24 protein-coding genes are annotated in these 25,418 nt (G+C 57.4%); 15 read left to right on the top strand and 9 right to left on the bottom strand.

Features of this window, described 5'->3' with window-relative positions:
* Positions 1-33: 33 nt before the first annotated feature.
* Both groES and FHW16_RS03585 read right to left on the bottom strand, forming a co-directional pair.
* Positions 34-330, bottom strand: coding sequence for a co-chaperone GroES (gene groES, locus FHW16_RS03590; protein ID WP_182547771.1), 297 nt, complete (start codon positions 328-330; stop codon positions 34-36).
* A 240-nt stretch (positions 331-570) separates the two neighbouring features.
* A complete protein-coding gene (locus FHW16_RS03585; protein WP_182547770.1) occupies positions 571-945 on the bottom strand; it encodes a winged helix-turn-helix transcriptional regulator in 375 nt (124 codons plus the stop codon).
* Between the two features lie 100 nt (positions 946-1,045).
* On the opposite strand from FHW16_RS03585, the gene FHW16_RS03580 reads away from it, so the two are divergent.
* Positions 1,046-2,059 (top strand): zinc-binding alcohol dehydrogenase family protein, encoded by a 1,014-nt coding sequence (locus FHW16_RS03580; RefSeq protein ID WP_182547769.1) that lies wholly within the window; start codon positions 1,046-1,048, stop codon positions 2,057-2,059.
* Between the two features lie 43 nt (positions 2,060-2,102).
* Here the strand turns inward: FHW16_RS03580 and FHW16_RS03575 are convergent, their stop codons facing one another.
* The 4 genes from FHW16_RS03575 to FHW16_RS03560 form a co-directional block, all read right to left on the bottom strand.
* Positions 2,103-3,347: an MFS transporter gene (locus FHW16_RS03575; protein WP_182547768.1), complete on the bottom strand. Its 1,245-nt coding sequence runs from the start codon at positions 3,345-3,347 to the stop codon at positions 2,103-2,105.
* 95 nt (positions 3,348-3,442) lie between these two features.
* A complete protein-coding gene (locus FHW16_RS03570; RefSeq protein WP_432651986.1) occupies positions 3,443-3,733 on the bottom strand; it encodes an ArsR/SmtB family transcription factor in 291 nt (96 codons plus the stop codon).
* Between the two features lie 11 nt (positions 3,734-3,744).
* A complete protein-coding gene (locus tag FHW16_RS03565) occupies positions 3,745-4,752 on the bottom strand; it encodes a cation diffusion facilitator family transporter (RefSeq protein WP_182547766.1) in 1,008 nt (335 codons plus the stop codon).
* Positions 4,753-4,875: 123 nt separating this feature from the next.
* The gene (locus FHW16_RS03560) at positions 4,876-5,580 is read right to left on the bottom strand and encodes a glutathione S-transferase family protein (protein WP_182547765.1); all 705 of its coding nucleotides are present in this window, start codon (positions 5,578-5,580) and stop codon (positions 4,876-4,878) included.
* A 135-nt stretch (positions 5,581-5,715) separates the two neighbouring features.
* Between FHW16_RS03560 and FHW16_RS03555 the strand changes: the two genes are divergently transcribed.
* The 7 genes from FHW16_RS03555 (at position 5,716) to FHW16_RS03525 (ending at position 14,176) form a co-directional block, all read left to right on the top strand.
* Positions 5,716-6,051: a winged helix-turn-helix transcriptional regulator gene (locus tag FHW16_RS03555; RefSeq protein ID WP_182547764.1), complete on the top strand. Its 336-nt coding sequence runs from the start codon at positions 5,716-5,718 to the stop codon at positions 6,049-6,051.
* 132 nt (positions 6,052-6,183) lie between these two features.
* Positions 6,184-7,032 carry a TIGR01459 family HAD-type hydrolase gene (locus FHW16_RS03550; RefSeq protein WP_182548905.1) on the top strand — a complete coding sequence of 283 codons (849 nt, stop codon included), beginning with the start codon at positions 6,184-6,186 and terminating at the stop codon, positions 7,030-7,032.
* A gap of 8 nt (positions 7,033-7,040) precedes the next feature.
* Positions 7,041-8,021 carry a bifunctional riboflavin kinase/FAD synthetase gene (locus FHW16_RS03545; RefSeq protein ID WP_182547763.1) on the top strand — a complete coding sequence of 327 codons (981 nt, stop codon included), beginning with the start codon at positions 7,041-7,043 and terminating at the stop codon, positions 8,019-8,021.
* Between the two features lie 104 nt (positions 8,022-8,125).
* The gene (locus FHW16_RS03540; RefSeq protein WP_182547762.1) at positions 8,126-8,974 is read left to right on the top strand and encodes a MipA/OmpV family protein; all 849 of its coding nucleotides are present in this window, start codon (positions 8,126-8,128) and stop codon (positions 8,972-8,974) included.
* Between the two features lie 282 nt (positions 8,975-9,256).
* Positions 9,257-12,175: an isoleucine--tRNA ligase gene (gene ileS / locus FHW16_RS03535; protein WP_182547761.1), complete on the top strand. Its 2,919-nt coding sequence runs from the start codon at positions 9,257-9,259 to the stop codon at positions 12,173-12,175.
* Positions 12,176-12,365: 190 nt separating this feature from the next.
* Positions 12,366-13,037: a hypothetical protein gene (locus FHW16_RS03530; RefSeq protein WP_182547760.1), complete on the top strand. Its 672-nt coding sequence runs from the start codon at positions 12,366-12,368 to the stop codon at positions 13,035-13,037.
* 152 nt (positions 13,038-13,189) lie between these two features.
* Positions 13,190-14,176: an Lnb N-terminal periplasmic domain-containing protein gene (locus FHW16_RS03525; protein WP_182547759.1), complete on the top strand. Its 987-nt coding sequence runs from the start codon at positions 13,190-13,192 to the stop codon at positions 14,174-14,176.
* Positions 14,177-14,188: 12 nt separating this feature from the next.
* On the opposite strand, the gene FHW16_RS03520 is transcribed toward FHW16_RS03525, so the two are convergent.
* Positions 14,189-14,620 carry a nucleoside deaminase gene (locus FHW16_RS03520; protein ID WP_182547758.1) on the bottom strand — a complete coding sequence of 144 codons (432 nt, stop codon included), beginning with the start codon at positions 14,618-14,620 and terminating at the stop codon, positions 14,189-14,191.
* A 108-nt stretch (positions 14,621-14,728) separates the two neighbouring features.
* Between FHW16_RS03520 and FHW16_RS03515 the strand changes: the two genes are divergently transcribed.
* From FHW16_RS03515 to FHW16_RS03495, 5 genes are read left to right on the top strand one after another with little or no spacing between them, the layout of a single operon-like run.
* A complete protein-coding gene (locus FHW16_RS03515) occupies positions 14,729-16,585 on the top strand; it encodes a pseudouridine synthase (protein ID WP_182547757.1) in 1,857 nt (618 codons plus the stop codon).
* An 11-nt stretch (positions 16,586-16,596) separates the two neighbouring features.
* Complete coding sequence (gene rsmD, locus FHW16_RS03510) at positions 16,597-17,154, top strand: 16S rRNA (guanine(966)-N(2))-methyltransferase RsmD (protein WP_182547756.1); 558 nt, start codon at positions 16,597-16,599, stop codon at positions 17,152-17,154.
* A 57-nt stretch (positions 17,155-17,211) separates the two neighbouring features.
* Positions 17,212-18,678 (top strand): M16 family metallopeptidase, encoded by a 1,467-nt coding sequence (locus tag FHW16_RS03505; RefSeq protein WP_182547755.1) that lies wholly within the window; start codon positions 17,212-17,214, stop codon positions 18,676-18,678.
* On the top strand, positions 18,675-19,994 hold the full coding sequence (locus tag FHW16_RS03500; protein WP_182547754.1) for a M16 family metallopeptidase: 1,320 nt from the start codon (positions 18,675-18,677) through the stop codon (positions 19,992-19,994). The genes FHW16_RS03505 and FHW16_RS03500 overlap by 4 nt, the downstream gene beginning before the upstream one ends.
* A 29-nt stretch (positions 19,995-20,023) precedes the next feature.
* Positions 20,024-20,926, top strand: coding sequence for a patatin-like phospholipase family protein (locus FHW16_RS03495; RefSeq protein ID WP_182547753.1), 903 nt, complete (start codon positions 20,024-20,026; stop codon positions 20,924-20,926).
* A gap of 92 nt (positions 20,927-21,018) precedes the next feature.
* Here the strand turns inward: FHW16_RS03495 and FHW16_RS03490 are convergent, their stop codons facing one another.
* Together FHW16_RS03490 and FHW16_RS03485 are read right to left on the bottom strand one after the other, a co-directional pair.
* Complete coding sequence (locus FHW16_RS03490; protein ID WP_182547752.1) at positions 21,019-21,192, bottom strand: hypothetical protein; 174 nt, start codon at positions 21,190-21,192, stop codon at positions 21,019-21,021.
* Between the two features lie 112 nt (positions 21,193-21,304).
* Entirely contained in the window at positions 21,305-23,125 is a 1,821-nt protein-coding gene (locus FHW16_RS03485) for a monovalent cation:proton antiporter-2 (CPA2) family protein (protein ID WP_182547751.1), read from the bottom strand.
* Between the two features lie 143 nt (positions 23,126-23,268).
* Here FHW16_RS03485 and FHW16_RS03480 point away from each other — a divergent pair, with 143 nt between their 5' ends.
* The gene (locus FHW16_RS03480) at positions 23,269-24,612 is read left to right on the top strand and encodes a TldD/PmbA family protein (protein WP_182548904.1); all 1,344 of its coding nucleotides are present in this window, start codon (positions 23,269-23,271) and stop codon (positions 24,610-24,612) included.
* Positions 24,599-25,408, top strand: coding sequence for a 3'(2'),5'-bisphosphate nucleotidase CysQ (locus FHW16_RS03475; protein WP_182547750.1), 810 nt, complete (start codon positions 24,599-24,601; stop codon positions 25,406-25,408). Before FHW16_RS03480 ends, FHW16_RS03475 begins: the two co-directional genes overlap by 14 nt.
* Positions 25,409-25,418 lie beyond the last annotated feature (10 nt).

Raw genomic sequence — 25,418 nt, 5'->3', positions numbered from 1 at the left:
CGAAATTTGTTGATTAAGGGAAAAACCGGCTGATTAGCCGAGGATGCCCAGAATGTCGGACTCTTTCATGATCAGCAGGTCTTCGCCGCCGATCTTGACTTCCGTGCCGGACCACTTGCCGAACAGGATATGATCGCCTGCCTTGACATCGAGTGGGACGAGCTTGCCGGCTTCGTCACGAGCGCCAGTACCTACGGAGACGATTTCGCCTTCCTGTGGCTTTTCCTTGGCAGTATCCGGAATGATGATGCCGCCTGCAGTCTTTGCTTCCGATTCGATGCGACGTACAACGACGCGATCGTGAAGCGGGCGGAACTTGGTCTTGGCCATGGTTAGAACCCTTGATGTTGGTGTCAAAACGGTGAAGCAAACGAGTGAACGTCCGCGTTATTAGCACTCACCAGTGATGAGTGCTAACTGGGCTCGGAGATAGTAGGAGGCTGTGGAAGAGTCAAGGGAGAGGTCTGTCAAATTTTTTGGAAAAATGACGAAAAACCCAGTACGCTCGGCCATTAGACCGGTGAGAAATTGATTCCATAAAATTGTGAACCAATAATGACGCGTCTGCGATTATGCTGCCTGACGCCCCGCCGTTTCGGCCTTTGCACCTTCAGAACGCAGGTGTGTGTCACCCCAGGCTTTCAGGGCAGAGATGATCGGCTCGAGGCTGCGGCCGTGTTCCGTCAGTGAATACTCTACCTTGGGTGGCACCTGCGCATAGACCTTGCGCGTGATGAAACCATCGGCTTCGAGCTCGCGCAACTGATTGGTCAGCATGCGCTGGGTAACGCTGTTGAGGTGACGCCGGATTTCATTGAAACGCAACGTGCCGGACATCAGGTGGAAAAGGATCATACCCTTCCATTTGCCGCCGATCAGATTCAGTGTTCCCTCCACGGGGCAACCCGGCGCACAATCGAAATTCGTATGGCGTACACGCGGCATCACGGTATCCTTTATGACACTATATGCAATTTATGTGCATTCTTGCAGTCTTTGAACATAGCGCGCATTTGAGCAACGTCAACTTATCTGGAGAACGCCTATGCGTGCCGTTGCCTACTATGAACCGCAGCCAATCACTGCAGAAACATCACTTGTCGATATCGACCTGCCCAAGCCCGAGGCAAAGGGGCGGGATCTTCTGGTCGAAGTGAAAGCCATATCGGTCAACCCCGTCGATACGAAAATCCGTGCAGGTGTGAAACCTGAAGCAGGCCAGCCCAAGGTACTCGGTTGGGATGCCGCTGGTGTTGTCATGGCTGCGGGGCCGGATGTCCGCAACTTCAAAGTGGGGGATGAAGTATTCTATGCCGGCGCTGTCGATCGGTCCGGCACGAATGCCGAGTTCCATCTGATTGACGAACGTATCGTCGGAAAGAAGCCGAAATCCCTCGATTTCAGCGCTGCGGCCGCCTTGCCGCTGACGTCGATCACCGCATGGGAAATGCTGTTTCACCGGCTCGATATCGGTACTCCGGTTCCGGGCGCAACCAATGCCATTCTGATTATCGGCGGCGCTGGCGGCGTTGGTTCGATTGCGGTTCAGCTTGCACGGAAACTGACCAACCTGACGGTGATCGCCACAGCCTCGCGCCCGGAAACCCGCAAATGGGTTGAAGAACTGGGTGCACACCATGTCATCGATCATTCGCAGCCGCTTGCGGCGCAGGTGGAAGCACTCGGTATCGGTGCGCCCGCCTTCGTGTTTTCAACGACGAATTCGGACACGCATCGCACGGAGATTGCTGCATTGATTGCGCCGCAGGGCCGGTTCGGTCTGATTGACGACCCCGCAACCTACGACATCATGCCCTTCAAATGGAAAAGCATTTCCATCCACTGGGAAGTGATGTTCACCCGTTCGCGCTATGATACTGTTGATGTTGAGGAGCAGACCAAGCTGCTCAACAAGGTGTCGGAACTGGTGGATGCCGGGACGCTGCGTACGACACTCGCCGATGATCTCGGCACGATCTCCGCGGCCAATCTGAAGAAAGCCCATGCGCTTATCGAAAGCGGACGCGCCCGCGGCAAGGTTGTTCTTTCGGGCTTTTAAAACAGCGGGGCGGGAAGGCATCCGTGCTTTGCCCGCCGACGCTTTAGCGCGAGAAACGCAGCCATCCGATGACGGCCACTGCGAGATAGATACCACCGCAGATGAGAAGCAGGTCACTCGGACTGACACTACGGCTCATCATCGGTGCAACGAGCATGCCGAAAAGCATGCCGGCATGGGTGGTCACGATATAGGTGCGCGTTGCCGGTGCGATGTCGGCTGCCGGCAGCAGGGTCTGGCGCAACGTGGCAAAGGCAACATCTTTGAAGGGTCCTCCAAACCCTGACAACCCTGAAGCGAGAACAAAGGCGCCGAGTTGCCAGTGAGGACGCATGGGCACAAGGACAGCCAGGGCCATCAACAGGATGCCTGTTCCTGTTGCACATACGCCAAGCAGGATCATCCGTGCGGGATGCTCAGGCATGGGGCGATTGCCGACAATCAGGTTGGCGATCAGGTTGCTTACACCGAATGCCGCAATCACCAGACCGTAGAGTCCGAACCCGGTGGTCAGCGATGCATCGAACTGACTGGAAATGATCAGGGGAACGGCAAGAAAGAACGCCACGTACCAGGCGCCGCCAATGAATGCATTGCTGTCGAGCAGGAAACCCAGCAATGGCTGTGTGTGCATGGTGCGATAACCGTGCAACAGGCTGGCAAAGGGGTGTTTGGGTTGCTGGGCCGCCGATGACCTGGCTGGTGTCGATGACGGCGGCAGTCCCATGATCGCTGCAGCTGAAAGCAGAAAACTCAAAGCATTGGCAGTGAAGAAGTGAATAGGCGCGATGATCGCACCTGCCAGCGCGATCAGACCAGGGCCAAGCAGCCGGGCCAGCCGGTTCGTCGCATCGAGCAGCGCATTGGTGCCCGCCAGCAAACCCGGTTCGTTAACGACAAGCTGCGGTAGAATTGTCTGCAGTGCAGGCAGGAAAAAGGCCTCGCCAGCAGCTAGAACCGCAACTGCAAGCGCCAGAACCCAGGCATCGGGCTGTCTCTCGATCATCCAGACGAGGACCACGAGTACAAGGACGGCGCAGCGGCACAAGTCCGCAACGATCATCGTGCGGCGCCGGTCCCAGCCATCCGACATGGCGCCGCCAAAAAACAGCACAGCAAGGATGATCGCCGATTTGATCGCAGCAATGTAGCCGGCAGCCGGGCCAAAAATATCGACGGCGATCCAGCTCAGCGCCACCGTGTAGAGCTGATCGCCGATGGCGGAGAGGGCAAGACCCGACCAGAGCAAACCAATCGAGCGTCGGCGGAGCAGTGTGATGAATTGCATTGAGTGAAACGTGCTTGTGGAGGAACAATACCGCGAGGTTAATGCAAAACCTTCCCGCTGAATATGACGACCCTGACAGTTTGCGTCAGGAGGCTTCAGTTTTCCTCGTTCACATGATGGGCCATATCCGCAAGCATACCGCTGACGTGCCTGTCGGAAAGCTCGTAGAAGATTTGCTTGGCAAGCCGGTTGCCCCGTACAAGGCGGGCGCCACGCAGCAATCGCAGATGGTGACTGACAAGCGATTGCGACAGTTGAAGGCTCTCGGCGATATCGCCGACGGATCGGGGCGCTTCCAGACAAAAGAACAGGATGCGCAGACGGGTCGGATCGCCGAGCAGCCTGAACGTTTCAGCCAGCGTAGCGGTGTCGGAGTCGGACGGCATGGCCGGGCGCATCAGTGTTTGTGCCCCGTATGGTTGTGGTCGTGGTCCGCATGCCCCTCTGCTTCGTCGTGATCGCTATGCCCGTGGTCCGCATGGCCATGGGTATTGTCTCCCATGGCACACTCATCGCCAGGCATATCCGGCCAGTCGATGGCGATGGTCGCGTGCTGGATATCAAAGTGCTTGGCCAGTTCCGCCTCGACGGCTTTCACAAGCCGTCGAGCATCGGTATCGGCGTCGGGCTGGACATGCAGTGTAGCGAGCGCCTTGCCTGACGTGATCAGCCAGACATGCACATGCCGCACGGCCGCCAGTCCCTGAACCGCTCCCATCAGGTAGGTCTGGATTTCTTCCGGCTTGGCGTTATCAGGTGCGCCTTCCAGCAGAATATGCAGCGAGTTGCGCAACAGGGCCCAGGCACTGCGCAGGATGAGGATCGAAACGACAATGGACAAGATTGGATCGATCGGCGTCCAGCCGGTGAAATAGATGATGATTGCTGCGCTGATGGCACCAACCGAGCCCAGCAGATCACCCATGACATGCAAGACGGCGCCCTTGATGTTCACGTGTTCCTTGTCGCCGCGCGTCAGGATCCAGAACACCAGCATATTGATGAGCAGACCGACAATAGCGACAACAAACATCGGGCCAGCGAGAACTTCGCCCGGGGTGCGGAAACGGTCGATAGCCTCTATGGCGATCCAGACAACGATGGCAAAGAGCGCAATCGCGTTAACCAGTCCGGCGATCACTTCAAAGCGCAGATAGCCGTAGGTGCGGCTTTGGTCTGCCGCGCGCTGGCCGAAGCGAAATGCTGCATAGGACAAGGCGAGAGCGCCTGCATCGGTCAGCATATGTCCCGCATCGGCGATGAGCGCCAGGGAGCCAGACATCAGGCCGCCGATGACCTCGACGACCATATACGTGAAGGTGATGAGAAAGGCGATCAGCACCTTGCGCTGATTGTCCGTGGTTATCTTGGGTGCGTGGTCATGACCCTCATGCGACTGTGACATGGTTTCGGCTCATCCTGTTGATAAATACAAACATATAAATACATATTCATATGTTTTATGTCAATCGGGAGAAGTCGTCCAATCCACCGGCTGTTCGCCGGTGGATTGCTGTTGCAGATAATGTCAGGCCGCGAGCCGTTGTCCGACCTCGTCCAGTGTCACATGGCCAAGGAACATGCCGCTCGTCGCTGCGTCGCTTCCGTCTTCAATGGCATGGGCGAAGATGACGCCTTTGTCGGCTTCGAGCTTCTGCAGATAGTTGTGGAGACCGGGATATTCGCTTTTGAGATCGAAGAGACCGAGATCCTCGCCCCAGCGGGCAATGCCGATCATATAGGCGTCGGCAATGGTCCTGTGGTCACCAACCAGCCAATCCCGTCCCTGCAAATGTGATTGCAGATAAGCATAGCCTGAGGCGGCTTTTTCCCTCGCCAGATCACGCAGCATTTGTATGGCCGGATCGCCCTCTTTCAGCTTGTAGGCGGTCCATGCCGGTGCGAAGGCCGAGTGAAAACTGGTGTGCAGATAGGCCAACATCTGGTTGAGCCTGTCGTGATTCTCGGTCCCTTGAGCGAAACCCAGTTTCCTCTCAAGGTCCCGGCCGGCAATGTTCTGGAGAATGGCAAAGCTTTCGCTCAGGCTCTTGCCGTTTTCCAGAAGCATCGTCGGCGTTTGGTGCATGCTGTTCACGCGACCATAAATATCGCTTTTTGATTTGGCCAGCATGTCGATACGGGCAAGGCGATAGGGTTGGCCCAGCCATTCCAGCGCAACGATTGACCCGAAGGAGCAGCCGTGCGGCACGCCATAAAACAATACAGGTTCCATTTTCATTTCCTTATTTTTTTGAATGTCTAACCGCGGTGAAATGGAAGATGGCAATATCGGTTACTATTGTAAAGAAGGCACAAAAATGTAATGCTGGTACAAATTTTATACCAAGTTTCAACAAGGATGGGTGCCATGAAAGATCTGGTTTCCGAATGCCCGGTGGAAAATGCAATGCTGGTGCTGGGAGGCCGCTGGCGCATCCTGCTCGTCTATTATCTGCTGGAGGGAACGAAGCGCTTCAGCGACCTGCGCAGGGATATGCCAAAGATTTCGCAGCGTATGCTCACGCTTGATCTGCGGGCTCTGGAAGAGGCGGGTTACATTACCCGCAAGGTTTTCCCGCAGGTTCCGGTGCGGGTCGAGTACAGCCTGACGGAGGAAGGGCAGCGTCTCAAGACGTTGGTCGATGTGCTGGGCGAATGCGGAGACCGCCTGGCAAGCCGAGGTTACGTCAAAGCCGCAGCGTGATTGTTGGGAGTGTGTGGTCACCAATGAGCCGAACGGTAGGAAACCGAAATCATTGGTGACACGATTGCCGCTATCGGCTAAGCGATGCCATCTTATACGCTCCGGCAATCTGAAAGGATCGGCATGACCGACATGGTACATTTGCAGCGTCTCGATGCGCTCAAGGACCGTTATGATGTTCTTCTGTGCGACGTCTGGGGTGTTCTGCACAATGGGATTGATTCTTTCGCCGCCGCATCGGCTGCGCTTCAACGCGCACGTGAATCGGGCCAGACAGTCATTCTGATCACCAATGCGCCGCGGCCCTTCGCAGGCGTCGCCCAGCAGATCAAGATGCTTGGTGTACCGGACACTGCCTATGATCGTATCGTCACATCGGGCGATGTCACGCGCGAACTCATCCGCAATGCGCCGCGCCGTGTGTTCCATCTCGGTCCGGAGCGCGATGAGACGCTTTATGAAGGGCTTGATATCGAGCTCACCGAAGAGCGTGAAGCGGATGTGGTGGTCTGCACCGGCTTCTTCGACGATGATTCCGAAGGTCCCGAAGACTATGCGGATATGCTGACGCGCTTTCGCTCGCGCAATCTGCCCTTCATCTGCGCCAACCCCGATATCGTCGTCGAGCGCGGTGACCGGCTGATCTGGTGTGCGGGAGCTTTGGCGCGCGATTACGGCCAGCTTGGCGGGCGTACGCTGATTGCGGGCAAGCCACATCGCCCCATCTATGAAGCGGCAATCGCCGCTGCCGAAGCAGTGCGCGGTAAGCCGGTTGATCTGTCGCGTGTTCTGGCCATCGGTGACGGCATGCTGACGGACGTGAAGGGCGCTGATCTCTTCGGCGTAGATGTGCTGTATATTTCCGGCGGCATACATGCTGGCGATTATGTGATGGGCGGCATATTTGATCTGCAAAAGCTGCTCGCCTTTCTCAAAAAGCATGGCAGCAATCCCGTTGCCACCATGCCGGCTCTCGCCTGAGGTAAATCATGCCGATTTTACGCCTGAAGGATCCCTCTCATCTGCCTTTGCATCTGAAGGGCGCGGTGGTGGCGATCGGTAATTTTGACGGCGTGCATCGTGGCCATCAGGCCGTATTGGGCCGTGCACTTGATGCAGCCCGCGCAGCCGGAAAGCCTTCATTGGTGTTGACGTTCGAGCCACATCCGCGCAGCGTCTTTGTGCCGGATCAGCCCGTTGACCGTTTGACGCCCGCTGCCGAAAAAGCCTCCATACTCGAAGCACTCGGCTTTGATGCGGTGGTTGAGTGCCATTTCACCAGAGATTTCTCGCAGCTCACAGCCGATGTGTTTGTGGACGAGATTCTCGTTGCCGGTCTTGGAGCGAGCCGCATTGTTGCGGGGTTCGACTTCCACTTCGGCAAGGGGCGGCAGGGCGGCCCGGCCTTTCTCATGGATGCCGGTGAAAAGCGCGGCTTTCAGGTAACGCTGGTCGATGCGTTTCGCGACGAGGGTGGTCAGGCCATTTCGTCCAGCCGCATCCGCGAATTGCTGGGGCAGGGTGAAATCGTCGAAGCGGCCGGATTGCTGGGGTATCGCCACAGGGTCCAGGCTGAGGTGATCCACGGGAAACAGCTGGGCAGGACAATCGGGTTCCCCACCGCCAACATGGTGGTGCCTCCCGAGACGCATTTGAAGGAAGGCATTTATGCGGTGCGCTTCCGCCGTGCTGACGGGACGCTTTACGATGGCGTGGCCAGCTTTGGCCGCCGACCAACAGTCGATACGGACGGCGCGCCGCTGCTTGAGACTTATGTCTTCGATTTCACCGGTAATCTTTACGATGAAATCTGCGCGGTCTCGTTCTTTGCCTATCTGCGCGGCGAAGAAAAGTTCGACGGCCTTGAGCCGATGATGCAGCAGATCAGGCGCGACGAGGAAGAAGCGCGCGCGCTCTTGCAGGGGGTGAAACCGTTATCTCATCTGGATGACACGATTAATTTTCGATGAAACGGTAAATTGTTTACCATAAGAATAAATCCAATTTTATCTATCCTTCGGTAGCGTCATTTTCAAATCTGCCGCCCTCCCAGGCGAAATTTTGGAGTGATTTCATGCATATTCGTCTCGTCGCTGCTCTTTCGGGCGCCCTTGTTCTTGCCGCGGCCGCCCCGGGCTCAGCCGATGAATATTATTCGGACGGCCAGCAGAACCAGACCGCTGCAGCCCCGCGCCAACATTGGTGGTCAGGCGACTGGTATCTGACACTCGGTGCAAAGGGCTTCATCGCCCCGCGCTATGAAGGCGCGAAAGACTATCTTCTGCGCGCCGCACCGGTTATCTCCCTCGGCCGCGCAGGGCCTGCCGCCCGTTTCAGTTCATTGAACGACAACGCATCGATTGGGCTTATCGATACGGGTGTGTTCCGCACCGGTATTACAGGCAAGCTGATCACCGGCCGTGACAGTGGCGATGCCCATCTCAAGGGCGTACATGATGTCGACTGGGGTGTTGAGCTGGGTGGCTTTGCCGAATTCTACCCGACAGACAATATTCGCGGCCGCGTCGAGGTGCGCCGGGGTATCGGTTCCCATGACGGTGTTGTCGCTGACTTTGCTGTCGATGCTTTCAAGGATTTGACGCCGACGGTCCGCGTTTCAGCCGGCCCGCGTGCCACGGTCGCATCAGCTGACTACTTCAGACAATATTACGGAGTGAATCCGACGGAAGCAGCTGCGTCCGGCCTGTCGACCTACAAGCCCAGCGGCGGCGGCTTGAAATCACTTGGTGTCGGCGGCCAGATCACGTGGAAAGCCACTGAAAAGATCGAAACCAGTGCCTACGCGGAATACAGCCGCTTGATGGGACCTGCATCCGATTCCAGCATCGTCAAGGAACGCGGATCGGCCAATCAGGCAACCTTCGGCCTTCAGGCGACATACCGCTTCGATTTCGCGCTTTGATCCTTATATCGGGCTGATGCGAAGTTTATTGCGTCAGCCCCTTTATTCTGGAAGCAGTGATTGCTAAAAGCGCGCTCATGAAAACTGTTTCCTGGACGTTTGCGCGCTCCATATCACTTCAGACTCCACGAATTACTGGCCCGGCCTTCCGGTTTGCCTGAAGCTTAGGCTTGCGGGTGCGGAAGGTCCGGGGTTTCAGGATGCGCCAGTGCGCTCTTTTTTGATTTTCGTCACATCCTTGCCTGCTGCGATCACGCGCGGGCCTGTTCACAAGCTGGAAAAATGACCGACACCGCCAAGCCAATCGACTATTCGAAAACACTTTATCTGCCGCAGACCGATTTTCCGATGCGGGCGGGCCTGCCCGCCAAGGAACCAGAATTCGTCAAGCGTTGGCAGGAGATGGACCTCTACAGGAAGCTGCGGGAGGATGGTAAGGACCGTCCGCTTTATGTCCTGCATGATGGCCCTCCCTATGCCAATGGCAACATCCATATCGGCCATGCGCTGAACAAGATCCTCAAGGATGTCATCACCCGCTCGTTCCAGATGCGCGGCTTCAACTCCAATTATGTCCCCGGCTGGGATTGCCACGGTCTGCCGATCGAGTGGAAGATCGAGGAACAGTATCGCGCCAAGGGCAAGGACAAGGACGAGGTGCCGATCAACGAATTCCGCAAGGAATGCCGTGAGTTCGCCACCAACTGGATCAAGATCCAGTCTGCCGAGTTCAAGCGTCTCGGCATCGAGGGCGATTTCGACAATCCCTATACGACGATGGCTTTCCATGCGGAGAGCCGTATCGCCGGGGAATTGCTGAAATTTGCCATGTCGGGCCAGCTGTATCGCGGCTCAAAGCCGGTGATGTGGTCGGTCGTCGAGCGCACGGCACTGGCGGAGGCCGAGGTCGAGTATCAGGATTACGAGAGTGATACGATCTGGGTAAAATTTCCTGTCGTTTCTGGTGCCGAAGATCTCCAGTTAGCCCATGTGGTTATCTGGACGACGACGCCTTGGACAATCCCAGGCAATCGCGCCGTCAGCTATTCACCGCGTATTGCCTATGGACTCTACGAGGTCGAAACCGCCGGGAATGATTTTGGACCGCGCCCAGGCGAAAAGCTGATCTTTGCTGATGCACTTGCTGAGGAATCGGCAACGAAAGCCAAGCTGACGTTCAAGCAGATCAGGACTGTTTCGGCTGACGAATTTGCCGCGATGACCCTGGCGCACCCCTTCAAGGATTTTGGTGGCGGTTACCAGTTCACGGTTCCGATGGTTGCCGGTGATCATGTCACCGACGATGCCGGTACCGGTTTCGTGCACACGGCTCCCGGCCATGGCCGCGAGGACTTTGATGCATGGACTGACGCCGCCCGCGAACTGGAAGCACGGGGAATTTCCGCTGCAATTCCGTTCACGGTGGACGATGCCGGGTTTTATACCAAGGACGCTCCGGGTTTTGGTCCGGACCGCGAAGGCGGAGCCGCGCGCGTTATCGATGACAATGGCAAAAAAGGTGATGCCAACAAGGCCGTCATCGATGAGCTCATCGCGCGCAACGCGCTGTTTGCCCGCGGCCGGTTGAAGCATAGTTATCCGCATTCATGGCGTTCGAAAAAACCGGTCATTTTCCGCAACACGCCGCAATGGTTTGTCTACATGGACAAGGACCTCGGCGATCAGACCACTTTGCGGTCGCGCGCCCTTGCCGCGATTGACGAGACGCGTTTTGTACCCGCCGGTGGCCAGAACCGTCTGCGCGCCATGATCGAGGACCGTCCGGATTGGGTCCTGTCGCGCCAGCGTGCCTGGGGCGTGCCGATTTGTGTGTTTGCCGATGAAAACGGCAATGTCCTCAAGGACGACGCGGTCAATGCCCGCATTCTCGAAGCGTTTGAACTGGAAGGTGCCGATGCCTGGTTTGCGGAAGGCGCACGCGAACGGTTCCTCGGCGAGAAGGCGAATGAACCCTGGGTGCAGGTTCGCGACATTCTCGATGTCTGGTTTGACTCCGGCTCGACCCACGTTTTCACGCTTGAAGATCGCCCTGATCTGAAATGGCCTGCCGACGTCTATCTTGAAGGTTCCGACCAGCATCGCGGCTGGTTCCACTCGTCGCTGCTGGAAAGCTGCGGTACCCGCGGCCGTGCGCCTTACAATACCCTCGTCACCCATGGTTTCACCATGGATGAGGAAGGGCGCAAAATGTCGAAGTCACTCGGCAATACGGTGACGCCGCAGGATGTGATCAAGGATTCCGGCGCGGATATCCTGCGTCTGTGGGTCATGACCACGGATTATTGGGAAGACCAGCGTCTCGGCAAGAATATCATCCAGACGAATATCGATTCCTACCGCAAGCTGCGCAATACCATCCGCTGGATGCTTGGCACCCTGGCTCACGATGCCGGAGAAGACATTGCCTATGCGGATATGCCGGAACTTGAAAAGCTGATGCTGCATCGTCTCACCGAGCTGGATGAGCTGGTTCGTTCAAGCTATGATGCCTTCGAGTTCAAGCGCATCACACGGTCCCTGATCGATTTCATGAACGTCGAATTGTCAGCGTTCTACTTCGATATCCGCAAGGATGCGCTGTATTGCGATGCGCCTTCAAGCATCAAGCGCCGTGCTTCTCTGCAGGTCGTTCGTCACCTGTTCGACCGTCTCGTGACGTGGCTTGCGCCCATGCTGCCATTCACAACGGAAGAGGCCTGGCTCGATCAGTACCCGTCGGCGGTATCGGTGCACCTCGAACAGTTCCGCGAAACGCCTGCCGAGTGGAAGAATGAGGCCTTGGCCGAGAAGTGGCGCAAGGTGCGCGATGTCCGCCGGGCCGTCACCGGCGCACTGGAACTGGAGCGCGCAGACAAGCGCATCGGTTCATCGCTTGAGGCTGCACCGGTGGTTTTTGTCACCGATCCGGAATTGCTGACAGCCGTTTCTGATCTCGACATGGCCGAAATCTGCATCACCAGTGCCATCACGATCAAAAGTGAGGCAGCTCCTGCCGGTGCATTCGTTGCGGACGATGTGAAAGGTGTGGCGGTCATTCCCGAGCGTGCATCAGGCACGAAATGTGCCCGTTCATGGCGTTATACACATGATGTTGGCTCCGATCCGGCCTATCCGGATGTGTCGGCTCGTGATGCGGCAGCGCTGCACGAACTCGCAAAGCTCGGCAAACTTGCCATCTAGGCGTATAAATGCGGATCATTCTCCGGCTGATCCGCATTTTGCTTAACAAAAGCTTGCATCGGCTTGCTTATTGGGACGGGCCTCATGTAAAAGGCTTGCCATTGAGTTGCCTGATTTAACAGGCAGGGCATGATCAAGCATATTGAATCGGCAGAGTCGGCAATACGAGCTTGGGGTGAAAGTGGCGAGTATGAATTTGAACGGACGTATTACAGTTCTTGGGGCAATGCTTGCGTCGCTGACGCTGGCCGGATGCATGTCGTCACCAACCTATGGAACGAGCAAGACGGCTGGCAGCCAGTTGCTGGACGACGTTTCCAGTATCGGCTCGTTCGGACCCAAGAAAAAAGATCCGATTTCTTATAATCCGCGCCCGGATCTCGTTCGCCCTGTCGCTGGCAAGCCGGGCCAATTGCCCGCACCACAGGAAAATGCTCTGGCAAGCAATAGTGCGAGCTGGCCGGAATCGCCTGAGCAACGCCGCAAGCGTTTGCGTGACGAGGCAACTGCCAATCAGAACAATCCGAACTATGTGCCCCAGATCGAAAACGATGTGCCCGCCGCCAAGTCTGTGGATACCGGCGAACATGGATTCTATAACGACCGGAACCCGCCCCCCAAAGGTGTGAGCTCGGCGAACAATCAGTCTGCTGAATTCCGTGCACGTCGGCTTGCTTCCACTGCGGGCTCGCCAAAGACACGGCGCTACCTGAGCGAACCACCGCTGGAATATCGTGCACCTGCAGCAACCGCCGCTGCAGATGAACTTGGCGAAGATGAAGCCAAGAAGGAACGTGAACGCAAGGCCGCTGCCCGTAAGGATAAAGGCTTCAGCTTCAAGAACCTTATTCCCTGGAATTGACCCGATAAGGTCGGATCTCAAATATTTTTCGAAATACGTGAAAGGCTCCTTGAAGGAGCCTTTCTTTTTTGGGACGCTGTAAAGCGCCTTGCCTTTGCCTTGACGCACCGGGAATATACGCGTCGTATCTTGTCAGCTGAGGATCATCGATCTTGCGTCTTTTACGTATTCCCGGATTGATTGTTCTGGTTCTCCTGACAGGCTTTGCCTTTCTGTGGGGCGGTCTCGCCCTCCGGTATCAGTTGCCGTTCAGCCTTCCGGCGATTGTCGGATCGGTGATTGTCTGGACCGTCATAGGTCTGGTGACGCTTTGGCTCGAGGTGACGGGACGCGTGCGCCGAGCATTGATCGTGCTGGTTCCGGTTGTAGTTGCGCTGTTGTTCTGGTGGAACACAATCACGCCGTCGCTGAACCGCATCTGGGCCGACGATGTGGCCCAGACCGTCACCGGCACCCTGAGCGGCAATCATGTGACCCTTGCCAATATACGCAACTTTGAATGGCGCAGCCCGACTGACTACACGCCGCGCTGGGAGGTGCGATCCTATGATCTCGAAAATCTGGATTCGGTGGATGTGTTTTTGTCCTACTGGTCGAGCCCTGCCATTGCCCATACTCTGGTGAGTTTTGGTTTTTCCGACGGCAACCACGTCGTCTTTTCGGCCGAAATCCGCAAGGAACGCCACGAACAGTTTTCGGAAATTGGCGGCTTCTTCAAGGAATTCGAATTGGCCATGATCGCGGCCGACGAGCGCGACATTATCCGGCTGCGCACCAATATCCGCAAGGAAGATGTCTATCGCTACAGGATCAACCTGACGCCTGAGATGCGGCAGGCGCTGTTTCTGTCTTATCTCGATACAGGGAACCGGTTGTCCAGGGAAGCACAGTTCTACAATACGGTGACCGCCAATTGCACAACGGTCATTTTCGATATGATCAGGGCGATTACGCCGGATCTGCCGGTTGATTACCGAATTATTCTCTCCGGGTATTTGCCCGGGTATCTGTATGACCTTGGCGCCATAGACCGAAGCAAGCCGCTTGGTGAGGTGATTCAGGCGGCATCCATCAATCAGCGGGCAATGGACGCCGACATGGCGGATGATTTCTCCGCCAGAATAAGAACGGATAACTAAAACCGGACTGTTTTAGATTCGCCGGGCGCGGAAAAATTCTTTGAGAATGACCTCGGCCTCCTGTTCGCGGAAGCCGGAATAGACCTCTGGCGTATGGTGGCAGGTGGGCTGTGCAAAAAACCGGGCACCATTTTCGACGCCGCCACCCTTGATATCCTGTGCGCCGTAATAAAGGCGCCGGATTCGGGCGAAGGAAATGGCTGCAGCGCACATCGTACAGGGTTCCAGCGTCACATAGAGATCGCAACCGGTCAGACGTTCGTCATCAAGCGACGCGCATCCCGCCCGGATGACCAGAATCTCCGCATGCGCCGTAGGATCATTGAGTTCGCGTGTACGGTTTCCGGCCTGGGCAAGCACCTTGCCATCCCTGACCAGAACAGCGCCGACAGGCACTTCACCGCGTTTTGCGGCGGCTCTCGCCTCGGCCAGTGCAAGTTCCATTGGTCCTGTGCTATCAGTTTTTTGGTTCACGCCGTGCTCATCGTCCAGAATTTACTCGCAAGCTGCCGTCATAGCTGGTAGTTAGCCCCGCTGAAAGGCAAACATTCCATGACCAGTTCAAATGATGACGGAAAGGGCGGTAAACGTCCCTTTGAAAAGCGCAGCTTCGACAAGAAGGGCGCCGACGGCGGACGTGGTGGCCGTCCGGCTCCGCGTAAACATGATGATGGGGCGCGGGATCCCGCGACGCGCGGTCCGCGCAAATCATCACACGAAGAAGCGCCAGTTGACGATAGCGAACGTATCGCCAAACGTCTTGCCCGTGCAGGTATAGCCTCGCGCCGTGAAGCCGAAACGATGATTGCCGCGGGCCGTATTTCGGTCAATGGCAAGGTTCTTGCCAGCCCGGCCATCAACGTGAAGCGTGAAGATCGTATCGAAGTCGACGGCAAGCCATTGCCGCAGACAGAACGCACGCGCCTGTGGCTTTATCACAAGCCGGCTGGTCTTGTGACGACAAACCGCGATCCGGAAGGGCGTCAGACGGTTTTTGAATCGCTGCCCAAGGATATGCCGCGCGTTCTGTCCGTCGGCCGGCTCGACATCAACACGGAAGGCTTGTTGCTGCTGACCAATGATGGCGGCCTGTCACGTGCGCTTGAACTCCCGTCTACCGGCTGGCTGCGCCGTTATCGCGTGCGTGCCCATGGCAGCGTCACTCAGGAAAAGCTTGATACGTTGAAGGACGGCATAGCGGTTGAAGGCGTATTCTATGGCGCAATCGAAGCGACGCTTGAACGCGAGCAAGGCTCCAACGTCTGGATCATGATGGGTCTGCGCGAAGGCAAGAACCGTGAAGTCAAGAATGTACTTGGCGCTCTTGGTCTGTCTGTCAATCGCCTGATCCGTATTTCCTATGGCCCGTTCCAGCTTGGCGATCTGCCTGAGGGTTCGGTGCGCGAAATGAACGGCCGTACCCTGCGCGATCAGCTTGGCGAGCGCTTGATTGAAGAATCCGGTGCTGATTTCGATGCGCCGATCATCAATGTCTTTTCCAACGATGCCGTGAAAGGCGAAGCAGTACAGCAGCCAGCGGCTGATCGCCCGGCACGCCGTTCCTCGGAATGGATATCGAGTGCGCCCGTGGCCAAAAGCCGTGGCCCGCGCAAATCCAAGGACGAAAAGCGCGAAGAAGGCCTGTCACGGTTGACGACGGATCGCAGCGAACGGCCCGGAATATCCCGTGATGCGCGTGGCGGTCGTGACGAACGTCCGGCGCGTGCGCCGCGTGCGGATGATCGCAAACCACGCGATGCCGCAGGCCCCAAGGGTGCTCGTGGTGCAAAGCCCGAGGAGGCACTACCTCCGCGTGCCCGCTCGGCCAATGTGTGGATGGCGCCCGGTGCGCGTCCGGTCGGCAAGCCGAAGGCCAAAACCGGAGAACCGCGCGGCGAGCGCAGGCATTCTGATGCTCCCCGCACCGAGCGGCCGCGCCGTTTTGAAGAAGGTTCTTCGCGTCCTGCGGGTGACCGGCCCCAGCGTGAGCGTCCAGCCGGCGCCTATGCTGGCGGTGATAAGCCGCGCAGCTATTCCCCGCGTCCGCCCCGCAGCGATGATGACCGTGCCGAACGGCCGAAACGTTCCTTCGGATCGGATCGTCCGGAAGGTTCACGCGATGGACCGCGCCCACCCCGTCCACCACGGGTTGGCAAGCGCGAGCGTGCCGAATTGAAGGAACGGGAGGCCAGTGGCGGTGCTGCGGCAGAACGTCCAAATCGCTCTGAGCGCCCTTACGGCACCAGTGGCCGCCCAACCCGTCAGGATGGGCGTTCCGGTGATCGGCCCTATGGCGGTCCCAAGGGTGCCGCACCTCGCGGCGCTCCTTCCAGCGGGCCGAAAGGTCCGCGTGGTGGCGGTTCCGGTGGTGTCGGCGCAGGCCGTCCGCCACGCAAGCCCAAGCCATAGGCGTGGACTTGATGCGGATTGTCGGCGGTAAATTTCGCGGGCGGGCATTGGCAACGCCTAATACCAATGCCATCCGGCCGACCACGGACCGGACGCGGGAAAGCCTGTTCAACATTCTGGTGCACAATTATCCGGAAAAATTTGAAGCGACCCGCGTGCTGGATCTTTTCGCTGGAACGGGCGCGCTTGGGTTAGAAGCCATGTCCCGGGGCGCGCGCTACGGCGTGTTCATTGAGGAGTCGACGGAAGGGCGCGGCCTGATCCGCACCAATGTCGAAAGCTTTGGTTTGCTTGGCAACACCAAAATTTTCCGCCGCGATGCGGCTAAACTTGGTGATGCCGGAACAATAGAGCCCTTCGACCTCGTGTTTGCCGATCCGCCCTACGGCAAGGGCCTTGGCGAATTCGCCTTCAAATCCGCTCTGGAGGGCGGCTGGCTCAATCCCGACACACTTCTCGTGCTTGAAGAAGAGGCTGAGGCCGTGATCAATCTGGATTCGCGATTCTCGGTGGTGGAAGAACGTCACTACGGCGGAACGATCATACGATTTGTCACGTTGAGCGGCTAAATCACACGACCGGATCAGAATCGTTCCGGTATTGAACAGAATTGCGAAGGAAGATTGATGTCGCAAATATTGAGCCGTACCGTTGCGGCATTCATTCTGGCCGGGACCCTATCAACTGCCGGTTTCATCCTTCCCGCAAATGCCCAGACGATGGCGCAACTGACCGCCGAGGTCCAGAAAGCTGACAGCGCCGGTGTAACATCGTTCCATCTGCAAAATGGTCTCGAAGTGGTGGTGATTCCTGATCATCGCGCACCGGTTGTCACCCATATGCTGTGGTATCATGTGGGATCGGCCGACGAGGACCCGGGCAAGTCAGGTATCGCACATTTCTTCGAACATCTGATGTTCAAGGCGACCAAGACCTATCCGGCCGGTGAATTCTCCCGCAAGGTTGCCGAGATCGGCGGCCAGGAGAATGCCTTCACCTCCTATGATTACACGGCTTTCTTCCAGCAGGTTTCGCCGCAGGCGCTTGAAATGGTCATGACCTATGAAGCGGACCGCATGGAAAATCTCATTCTCAATGAGGATGTTGTGAAGACGGAGCGCGATGTCGTTCTGGAGGAACGGCGTTCGCGCACCGATACGAACCCGGCGGCATTGCTGTCTGAAGAAGTCAATGCAACGCTCTACCAGAACCATCCCTATCGTTTTCCGGTGATCGGCTGGCTGCACGAGATGGAGCAGCTCAATCTCAAGGATGCGCTGGCATTCTATGAAAAATTCTACACACCGAATAATGCGACGCTTGTCGTCTCCGGCGATGTCGACGCGGACACGGTAAAAGCGCTGGCCGAAAAAACCTATGGCAAGGTACCCCGCCGTTCTGAACCCGGCAAACGCGAAAGGCCGCAGGAACCGGAACAGAACACCAAGCGCACGGTGTCGCTGGCGGATGCGCGCGTATCGCAGCCAAGTTTCCAGAAAATATGGCTGGTGCCTTCCTACAACAATGCAAAGCCAGGTGAGGCCGAGGCACTTGATCTTCTAAGCGAAATTCTTGGGGGCTCCACGCGCAGCCGCGTCTATCAGGCTCTGGTGGTGAAGGACGGGCTGGCGGCGAGCGCCGGTGTCTACTATCAGGGTGGTGCGCTGGATGATGGTACATTCTCCGTCTATGGCGCGCCGCGCGGTTCGGCCTCGCTGCAGCAGGTTGAAGACGGTGTCGACGCCCAAGTCGCGCGGATCATCAAGGATGGCGTCACTGCGGATGAATTGGAAAAAGCCCGCAACCGCTTTCTGAAGAGCGTCATTTTTGCCCGTGACAGCCAGGCCGGAATGGCTCGCATTTATGGCTCGACCCTGTCGACCGGCCAGACAATCAAGGATGTTCAGGAATGGCCTGATCGGATCCAGGCTGTAAAGGTTCAGGATATTCAGGATGTAGCCAAGCGCTATCTCGTTGATGCACATTCCGTCACTAGTTATCTGATGCCGGAGGATGGCAAACCGGACGAGAAGATACCATCGACCGGAGAGGCCGCACCTGTTGAGCCGCAAACTGAGGGAGTCATCCAATGACCAGAGTGTTGACACCCGTTTTCAGCAGAATTGCTGCTGCATTTCTGTTGGTTATCCTTGCTGCAGCGCCTGTTTATGCTGTGGAAATCAAGGAAGTGGTTTCCCCCAAAGGTATTCGCGCCTGGCTGGTGCAGGATGATTTTGTGCCACTGATCGCTCTGCGGTTCTCCTTCGAAGGCGGCTCGGCCCAGGACCCCAAAGGCAAGGAAGGGCTTGCCAATCTGATGACCGGGCTCTTTGACGAGGGCGCTGGTGATCTTGATTCAGACGCGTTTCAGGAAAAACTCGATGATGCTGGCGCTGAAATGGGTTTCACCGCTGACGATGACCGTATTTCTGGCGCCATGCGCATGTTGGCCGACAGGCGTGATGAAGCTGTCGATCTTCTTGCTCTTGCCGTCAACAAGCCACGTTTCGACCAGGCGCCAATCGATCGGATCCGCCAGCAGATCATTGCGAACATCAAGGCTTCGGAGCGCGATCCGAACACCATTGCCGGGCGTAAATTTGCCGAGGCGCTCTACGGCGACCATCCGTATGGCCGCCAGTCGCAGGGCACCGAAACCAGCCTGACATCTGTCACCCGCGACGATCTCGCGGGATATCACAAACGTGTATTCGCGCGGGACAAGCTGATCGTTGGTGTGGTTGGCTCGATCAGCCCGGAACAGTTGGCGCCTTTGCTCGACAAGGTCTTTGGCGATCTGCCCGAAAAAGCCCAGCTTGAGCCCGTTAAGGACGCCAATCTTGCGCTTGGCAAGACCACCCGCGTCGATTACCCGCTGCCGCAGACATCCATCTCCATGGTCTATCCCGGGGTACGGCGTCAGGATGCCGATTTCTTCCCGGCCTTCATCATGAACCACATTCTGGGTGGCGGAAGCTTCTCCTCGCGTATCTATACCGAGGTTCGCGAAAAGCGCGGTCTTGCCTATTCCGCCGGTTCGGCTCTCGTCAGCCGGGATCATATGGCGGCCCTGACAATTTCCACCGCGACACGTTCCGACCGGGCCGGGGAAACCCTGCAGATTCTCAAGGACGAGGTTGCCCGCATGGCCCAGGATGGGCCGACGGAGAATGAGCTGTCCGAGGCCAAGAAATATCTTGTCGGCTCCTATGCGATCAACAATCTCGATTCGTCATCGGCAGTGGCGAGCACACTCATCGGCCTTCAGGATGAACATCTCGGCCGGGATTATATCGACAAGCGGGCTGACCTGATCAATGCCGTGACCCTTGATCAGGTTAAGGCTGCGGCAAAGAAACTGCTGGAAACCGAACCCGCCATTCTGATCGTTGGTCCGCCCCAGTCCTGATGTACGGACCCGAGTGACAAGGATATCCCATGAGCGCGCGTGATCTCGAAAGTGTAACCGGTTCTGCCGGAACAGGTCTCGTCAGCAGTTCGCCAAGCTTTGCCATTGCCTTCGGTGGTGGCGGCGCGAGGGGATTGGCACATATCAATGTGATCGAAGCACTGGATGAGCTGGGTATTCGACCCGCGGCGATTTCCGGCTCGTCCATTGGTGCGATCATGGGGGCGGGGATGGCTGCCGGTATGGCCGGCCGGGATATCCGTGAATATGCGATTGCAACCCTGTCTCGCCGAGCCGAGATCGCTGCGCGCCTCTGGCGCCTGCGCCCGGCGACATTCGGCGAAATGTTCGGCGGTGGTATCCGTTTCAGCCAGTTCAATATCGAGAAAATCCTCAAGACCTTTCTGCCGGAGCAGATACCCGAGACTTTCGAGGAACTGTCCATTCCGCTCAGCGTCACCGCAACGGACTTTTACGGGCAGCGGGAAATCCCCATCGACGAAGGTGACCTTTTAAACGCCATTGCGGCTTCTGCGGCCATACCGGCCCTGTTTCGGCCGGTGCGCCGCGATGACCGTGTGCTGATCGACGGTGGAATCTACAATCCTGTGCCGTTCGATCATCTCAAGGACAAAGCCAAATTTGTCATCGGCATCGATGTGGTCGGTGGGCCGGAAGGCGATGGCCGCAAGTTCCCGTCCTCGATTGACGCCATGTTCGGCGCAAGCCAGCTGATGATGCAATCCATTATCGCCACGCGGCTGCGGACTGATCCGCCTGCAATCTTCCTGCGGCCCAGCGTCGCCCGGTTTGGTGTTCTCGACTTTCTCAGGGTCGAGCAGGTCCTGCAAGAGTCGATCGGCATCAAGGAGGAGCTGAAGCGGGCGGTCGACGCCGCCATTACCTATACGGAACACACCGAGCAGGAATAAGCTCCGAGTTCCGGCGTCTCTCTTCCTAATTGCCGCCTGATATGCCCCAGCTTTCAAGCGAAGCCGCCTTGAATCAGGAATCGGCTCTCAACTCATGAAAGCAACGACAATATTTTGAGGCCGACAAGGTACCAGAAACCCATTCCGAATGCCGCCATGCCATACCACAGGAACGCCATGGCCAGGCGATCAAACGTCCGTCCCTGAAACCCGCAGTCTATTACGGATTCCGGTTCATGCCTTGATGCGACTGCGAGTGTCATCATGATAAATGAGCCTAATTGAATTAGCTTTCGCAGCTTCTATCAGGAATGCTCCTGCAGCAGAATCCGTAGTCCTACCGATCCGGGTTTTGCCGTCCCGTATGCGGAAACTGGCCTACTCCGCCGGTTCGGGGTCCGGAAGCATCTCTTCCGTATCGATGCGCTTGGATTCCCGCGTGGGCTTGATCAGCGGTTCCGGTGTTACCGGGCGCGTCAGAAGCAGATCATTGCCTGCCATCAAGCCTTCCGCCGCCTGAATATGCAACCGGTCTTCATCGCGATTGCGGATGTCTTCCATGATCTCATAGGCAACATCTTCGCTGGTACCGAGTTCTTCCAGCGTGCGGCGACCGAAGAGCAGGCCGGATTCGAACGTCTCGCGCAATTCATATTGCACGCCGCGCGCCCGCAACTTCAGCGTGTGACCGCGATCATAGGAACGGACGAACAGTTTGATGTCAGGGTATTCCGACTGAATCAGTTCAACGATCCGATCGGTGGTTTCTTTCTTGTGGGTGCAGATGGCGACAATCTTTGCCTGGCGGATACCGGCTGCCTCCAGCACTTCCTTGCGCGTGCCATCACCGAAATAAATCCGGAAGCCGAATTTCGAGGCGGCACGGATACGGTCGGCCGAAGCGTCGATCAGTGTAACGCTGGTACCGCCAGCCAGAAGGATTTGCGCGGCTATCTGGCCGTAGCGGGAAAAGCCGATCATCAACACATCGGCACCTGCGGCACCGTCGAAATCCTCGTCGATCTGTTCTTCGGCATTCGGGTCGACAAGAAAGCGGTTGCCGAGAGCAACAGACAGCGGCATCACGGCCATGGACAGCGTGATGACGGCAATCATCTCGGACGCCGTGGATGTGCTCAACAGTCCGGCAGCGGCTGCGGTGGTGAACAGGACGAAGCCGAACTCACCGCCCTGCGGCAGGAAGAAGGCGATGCGGATTGCATCGTTGTGGTTGCAGCGGAAAAGCCGCGCGAGGATGTAGACGACCAGAGCCTTTACGGCCATGAACACGGGAACCGCGAGAAGAATCATCTCCCAGTCCGCGAGGATGACCTTGAGGTCGATCGACAGGCCGACTGCCATGAAGAACAGGCCGAGGAATATGCCGCGGAACGGTTCGATATCCGCTTCCAGTTCGTGACGGTAGGACGATTCGGCCAGCAACACACCGGCAATGAATGCGCCCATCGCCATGGAAAGCCCGGCAAACTGCATCAGCAACGCGGCACCCAGCACCACGAACAATGCAGCGGCGATCATCACTTCGCGTGCTCCGGTGTTGGCGATGAAACGGAACAGCGGGTTAAGGAGGTAGCGGCCGACGGCAACAATGGCGCCGATACAGATGATGGCGATCAGGAATTTGCCAAGCGGATCAGCTTCATGCTGGGCGGAGCCCGGCGCAAGCACCGGAATCATCGCAAGCAGGGGAACGATCGCCAGATCCTGAAACAGCAAAATAGCGAAGGACGTCTGTCCGTGCGGCATATTGGTCTCGCCGCGCTCTTCCAGGATCTGCATGGCGAATGCCGTAGACGACAGGGCGAGACCAAACCCGATCACCAGTGCCGCCTGCCAGCTCATGAGATGGAAGGCGAGGATGAGCCCGGTCAACACAGCGCCCGACACGATGACCTGCGCGGCGCCGAGGCCGAAAATGGCATGGCGCATGTTCCAGAGGCGCGTTGGTTTCAATTCCAGACCGATTACAAACAGCAGGAAAACCACGCCCAGTTCGGAAAAATGCAGAACCTGTTCGCCGTCGGTGATGAGATTGGCCAGCGGCCCGATGAGCAGGCCAGCGGCCAGATATCCAAGCACCGTGCCAAGGCCCAGCCGTTTGAACAACGGAGCGGCAATAATCGCGCCAGCCAGGAGCGCCAGTGCCTGAAAGTAGAGATTGCCGCTTTGTGAAAGCATGAGCCTGACCCAGTCTGTTGCGAATGTTACTCGTGTTTGCCTTGATAGACCCCAATTTGCACCATATAGGAGGCAGTGCATCATCTGATCATTGGTCAGATATGTCCTTGCATCCTATCATGCAATCAACTCTAGGGATGAATATGATCGAGCCGGCCAATTCCCGCGAATTCGTTGACAATGCTGCTGCGCTTGTCGAAGCCGCACGCCGAGCCGGAGCGGACGCCGCAGATGCGGTTGTCGTACGTTCGCGGTCCACGGGTGTCAGCGTCAGGCTTGGCAAGGTCGAGGCGACCGAATCTTCGGAAAGTGACGATTTCTCCCTGCGCGTCTTTGTTGGCAGGAAAGTGGCAAGCATATCGGCAACCGCTGGTTCAGACCCGAAAATTCTCGCTGAACGTGCTGTGGCCATGGCCAGGGTTTCGCCTGATGATGCCTTTGAAGGTCTTGCTGATTCGGCCAATCTGGTGCGCGATATCCGCGACCTCGATCTCTTTGACCCCACTGTCGTCGACGCTGCGCGGCTGACGCAGGATGCTCTGATAGCCGAAGAGGCTGCCCTTGCGGTCGAAGGCGTTACCAATTCCGGAGGTGCATCGGCTTCCGCAGGACTTGGCGGCATGGTTCTCGTGACATCGGGCGGTTTCGTCGGCCATTACATGGGGTCGCGGTTTTCCCGTTCGGTCAGTGCGATTGCCGGTTCGGGCACGGGCATGGAACGCGACTACGATTTTTCCTCGCGCCAGCATTTTGAGGCGCTTGAGAACCCTGCGGCCATCGGCCGTTCTGCCGCCGCACGCGCGGTCAAACGCCTTGGCGCGCGACAGGCCAAGACAGGCGTCGTCAACGTGGTCTACGATCCCCGCGTGGCGCGCGGGATTGCCTCGCATCTGTCGAGTGCCATCAATGGCGCTTCTGTTGCACGCAAGACGAGTTTCCTCAGAGACCGCATGGGGCAGAAGATTCTCGCTGACAGCATCAATGTGACGGATGACCCGTTGCGCATCCGTGGATCGTCTTCCCGTCCGTTCGACGGCGAGGGGATCGAGGGGCAGGCGCTGACGATGGTCGAGAATGGTGTTTTGAAACACTGGTTCCTTTCGACATCCACCGGGAAGGAATTGGGGCTGAGTACCAATGGCCGTGGTGTTCGTTCGGGCTCGACCGTGGTTCCTTCATCCTCCAATTTTGCCATTGAACCCGGTGACGAGACACCGGAAGCGTTGATCCGATCGGTGGGAACGGGCTTCTATGTCACGGAGCTTTTCGGCCAGGGCGTCGATATGATCACGGGACAGTACAGCCGTGGCGCATCCGGCTACTGGATCGAAAATGGAGAACTTGCCTACCCGGTCAGTGAAGTTACGATTGCCTCCAATCTGAAAGACATGTTCCTCAACGTGGTGGCCGCGAATGATATTGATCGTAACTTTGGCGTTGCCAGTCCGACACTCGTAATCGAAGGCATGACTCTTGCCGGCAAATGAACAAAACCGTGATGACCTTGCCCTGATCAGGGAAGCAGCCGAAGGGGCCGGGCGCATTGCCCTGTCCTACTTCCGCCAGGATCCGCAGGTCTGGATGAAAACAGGCAATTCACCGGTGAGCGAGGCCGATCTTGCGGCGGACAAATATCTGAAGGATATGCTTTTGACTGCCCGGCCGGATTATGGCTGGATTTCTGAGGAAACCCTTGATGATCGTGCGGCTACGCCGCGCCGGCGTTTTTTCGTTGTCGATCCGATTGATGGTACCCGTGCTTTCATTGAAGGTTCCGACGTCTGGTGCGTCAGCGTTGCGGTTATCGAGGATGGTCGCCCGGTGGCTGGCGTGCTGGAATGCCCGGCGCGCAGCCAGACGATCACAGCATTGCCGGGGCAGGGCGCTGAGCAGAATGGCACAGCCATCCACGTCAGCACCAGCGGTGTTCCGTTCAAGGTGGCGGGGCCGGGACCTTTCCTCAAGAAGCTGCCTGAGCATTTCCAGCAATCAATGGTTGCAGCGCCCTATATTGCCTCGCTCGCCTATCGCATTGCCATGGTGGCCCGCGGTGATATTGCCGGGACCTTCGTGCGGCCAAGCTCGCATGACTGGGATCTGGCGGCAGCGGACCTGATCCTGGCGGAGGCCGGCGGCTATGTCCTGACTGCCGATGGCAAGCCGCTCACCTATGGCCTGCGCAACAATGAAACAGGCGATTATCGCCACGGGGCGCTGGTTGCAGCTAGCGGTTTGCTCATGGACAACATGTTGGACGTTGTCGCTGAAACCGCCTTCGGCTAAACAGACTAAA

This window comes from Phyllobacterium myrsinacearum, assembly GCF_014138285.1.
Lineage (GTDB): Bacteria > Pseudomonadota > Alphaproteobacteria > Rhizobiales > Rhizobiaceae > Phyllobacterium > Phyllobacterium myrsinacearum_A.
This window is presented reverse-complemented; position numbering and strand designations above follow the sequence as displayed.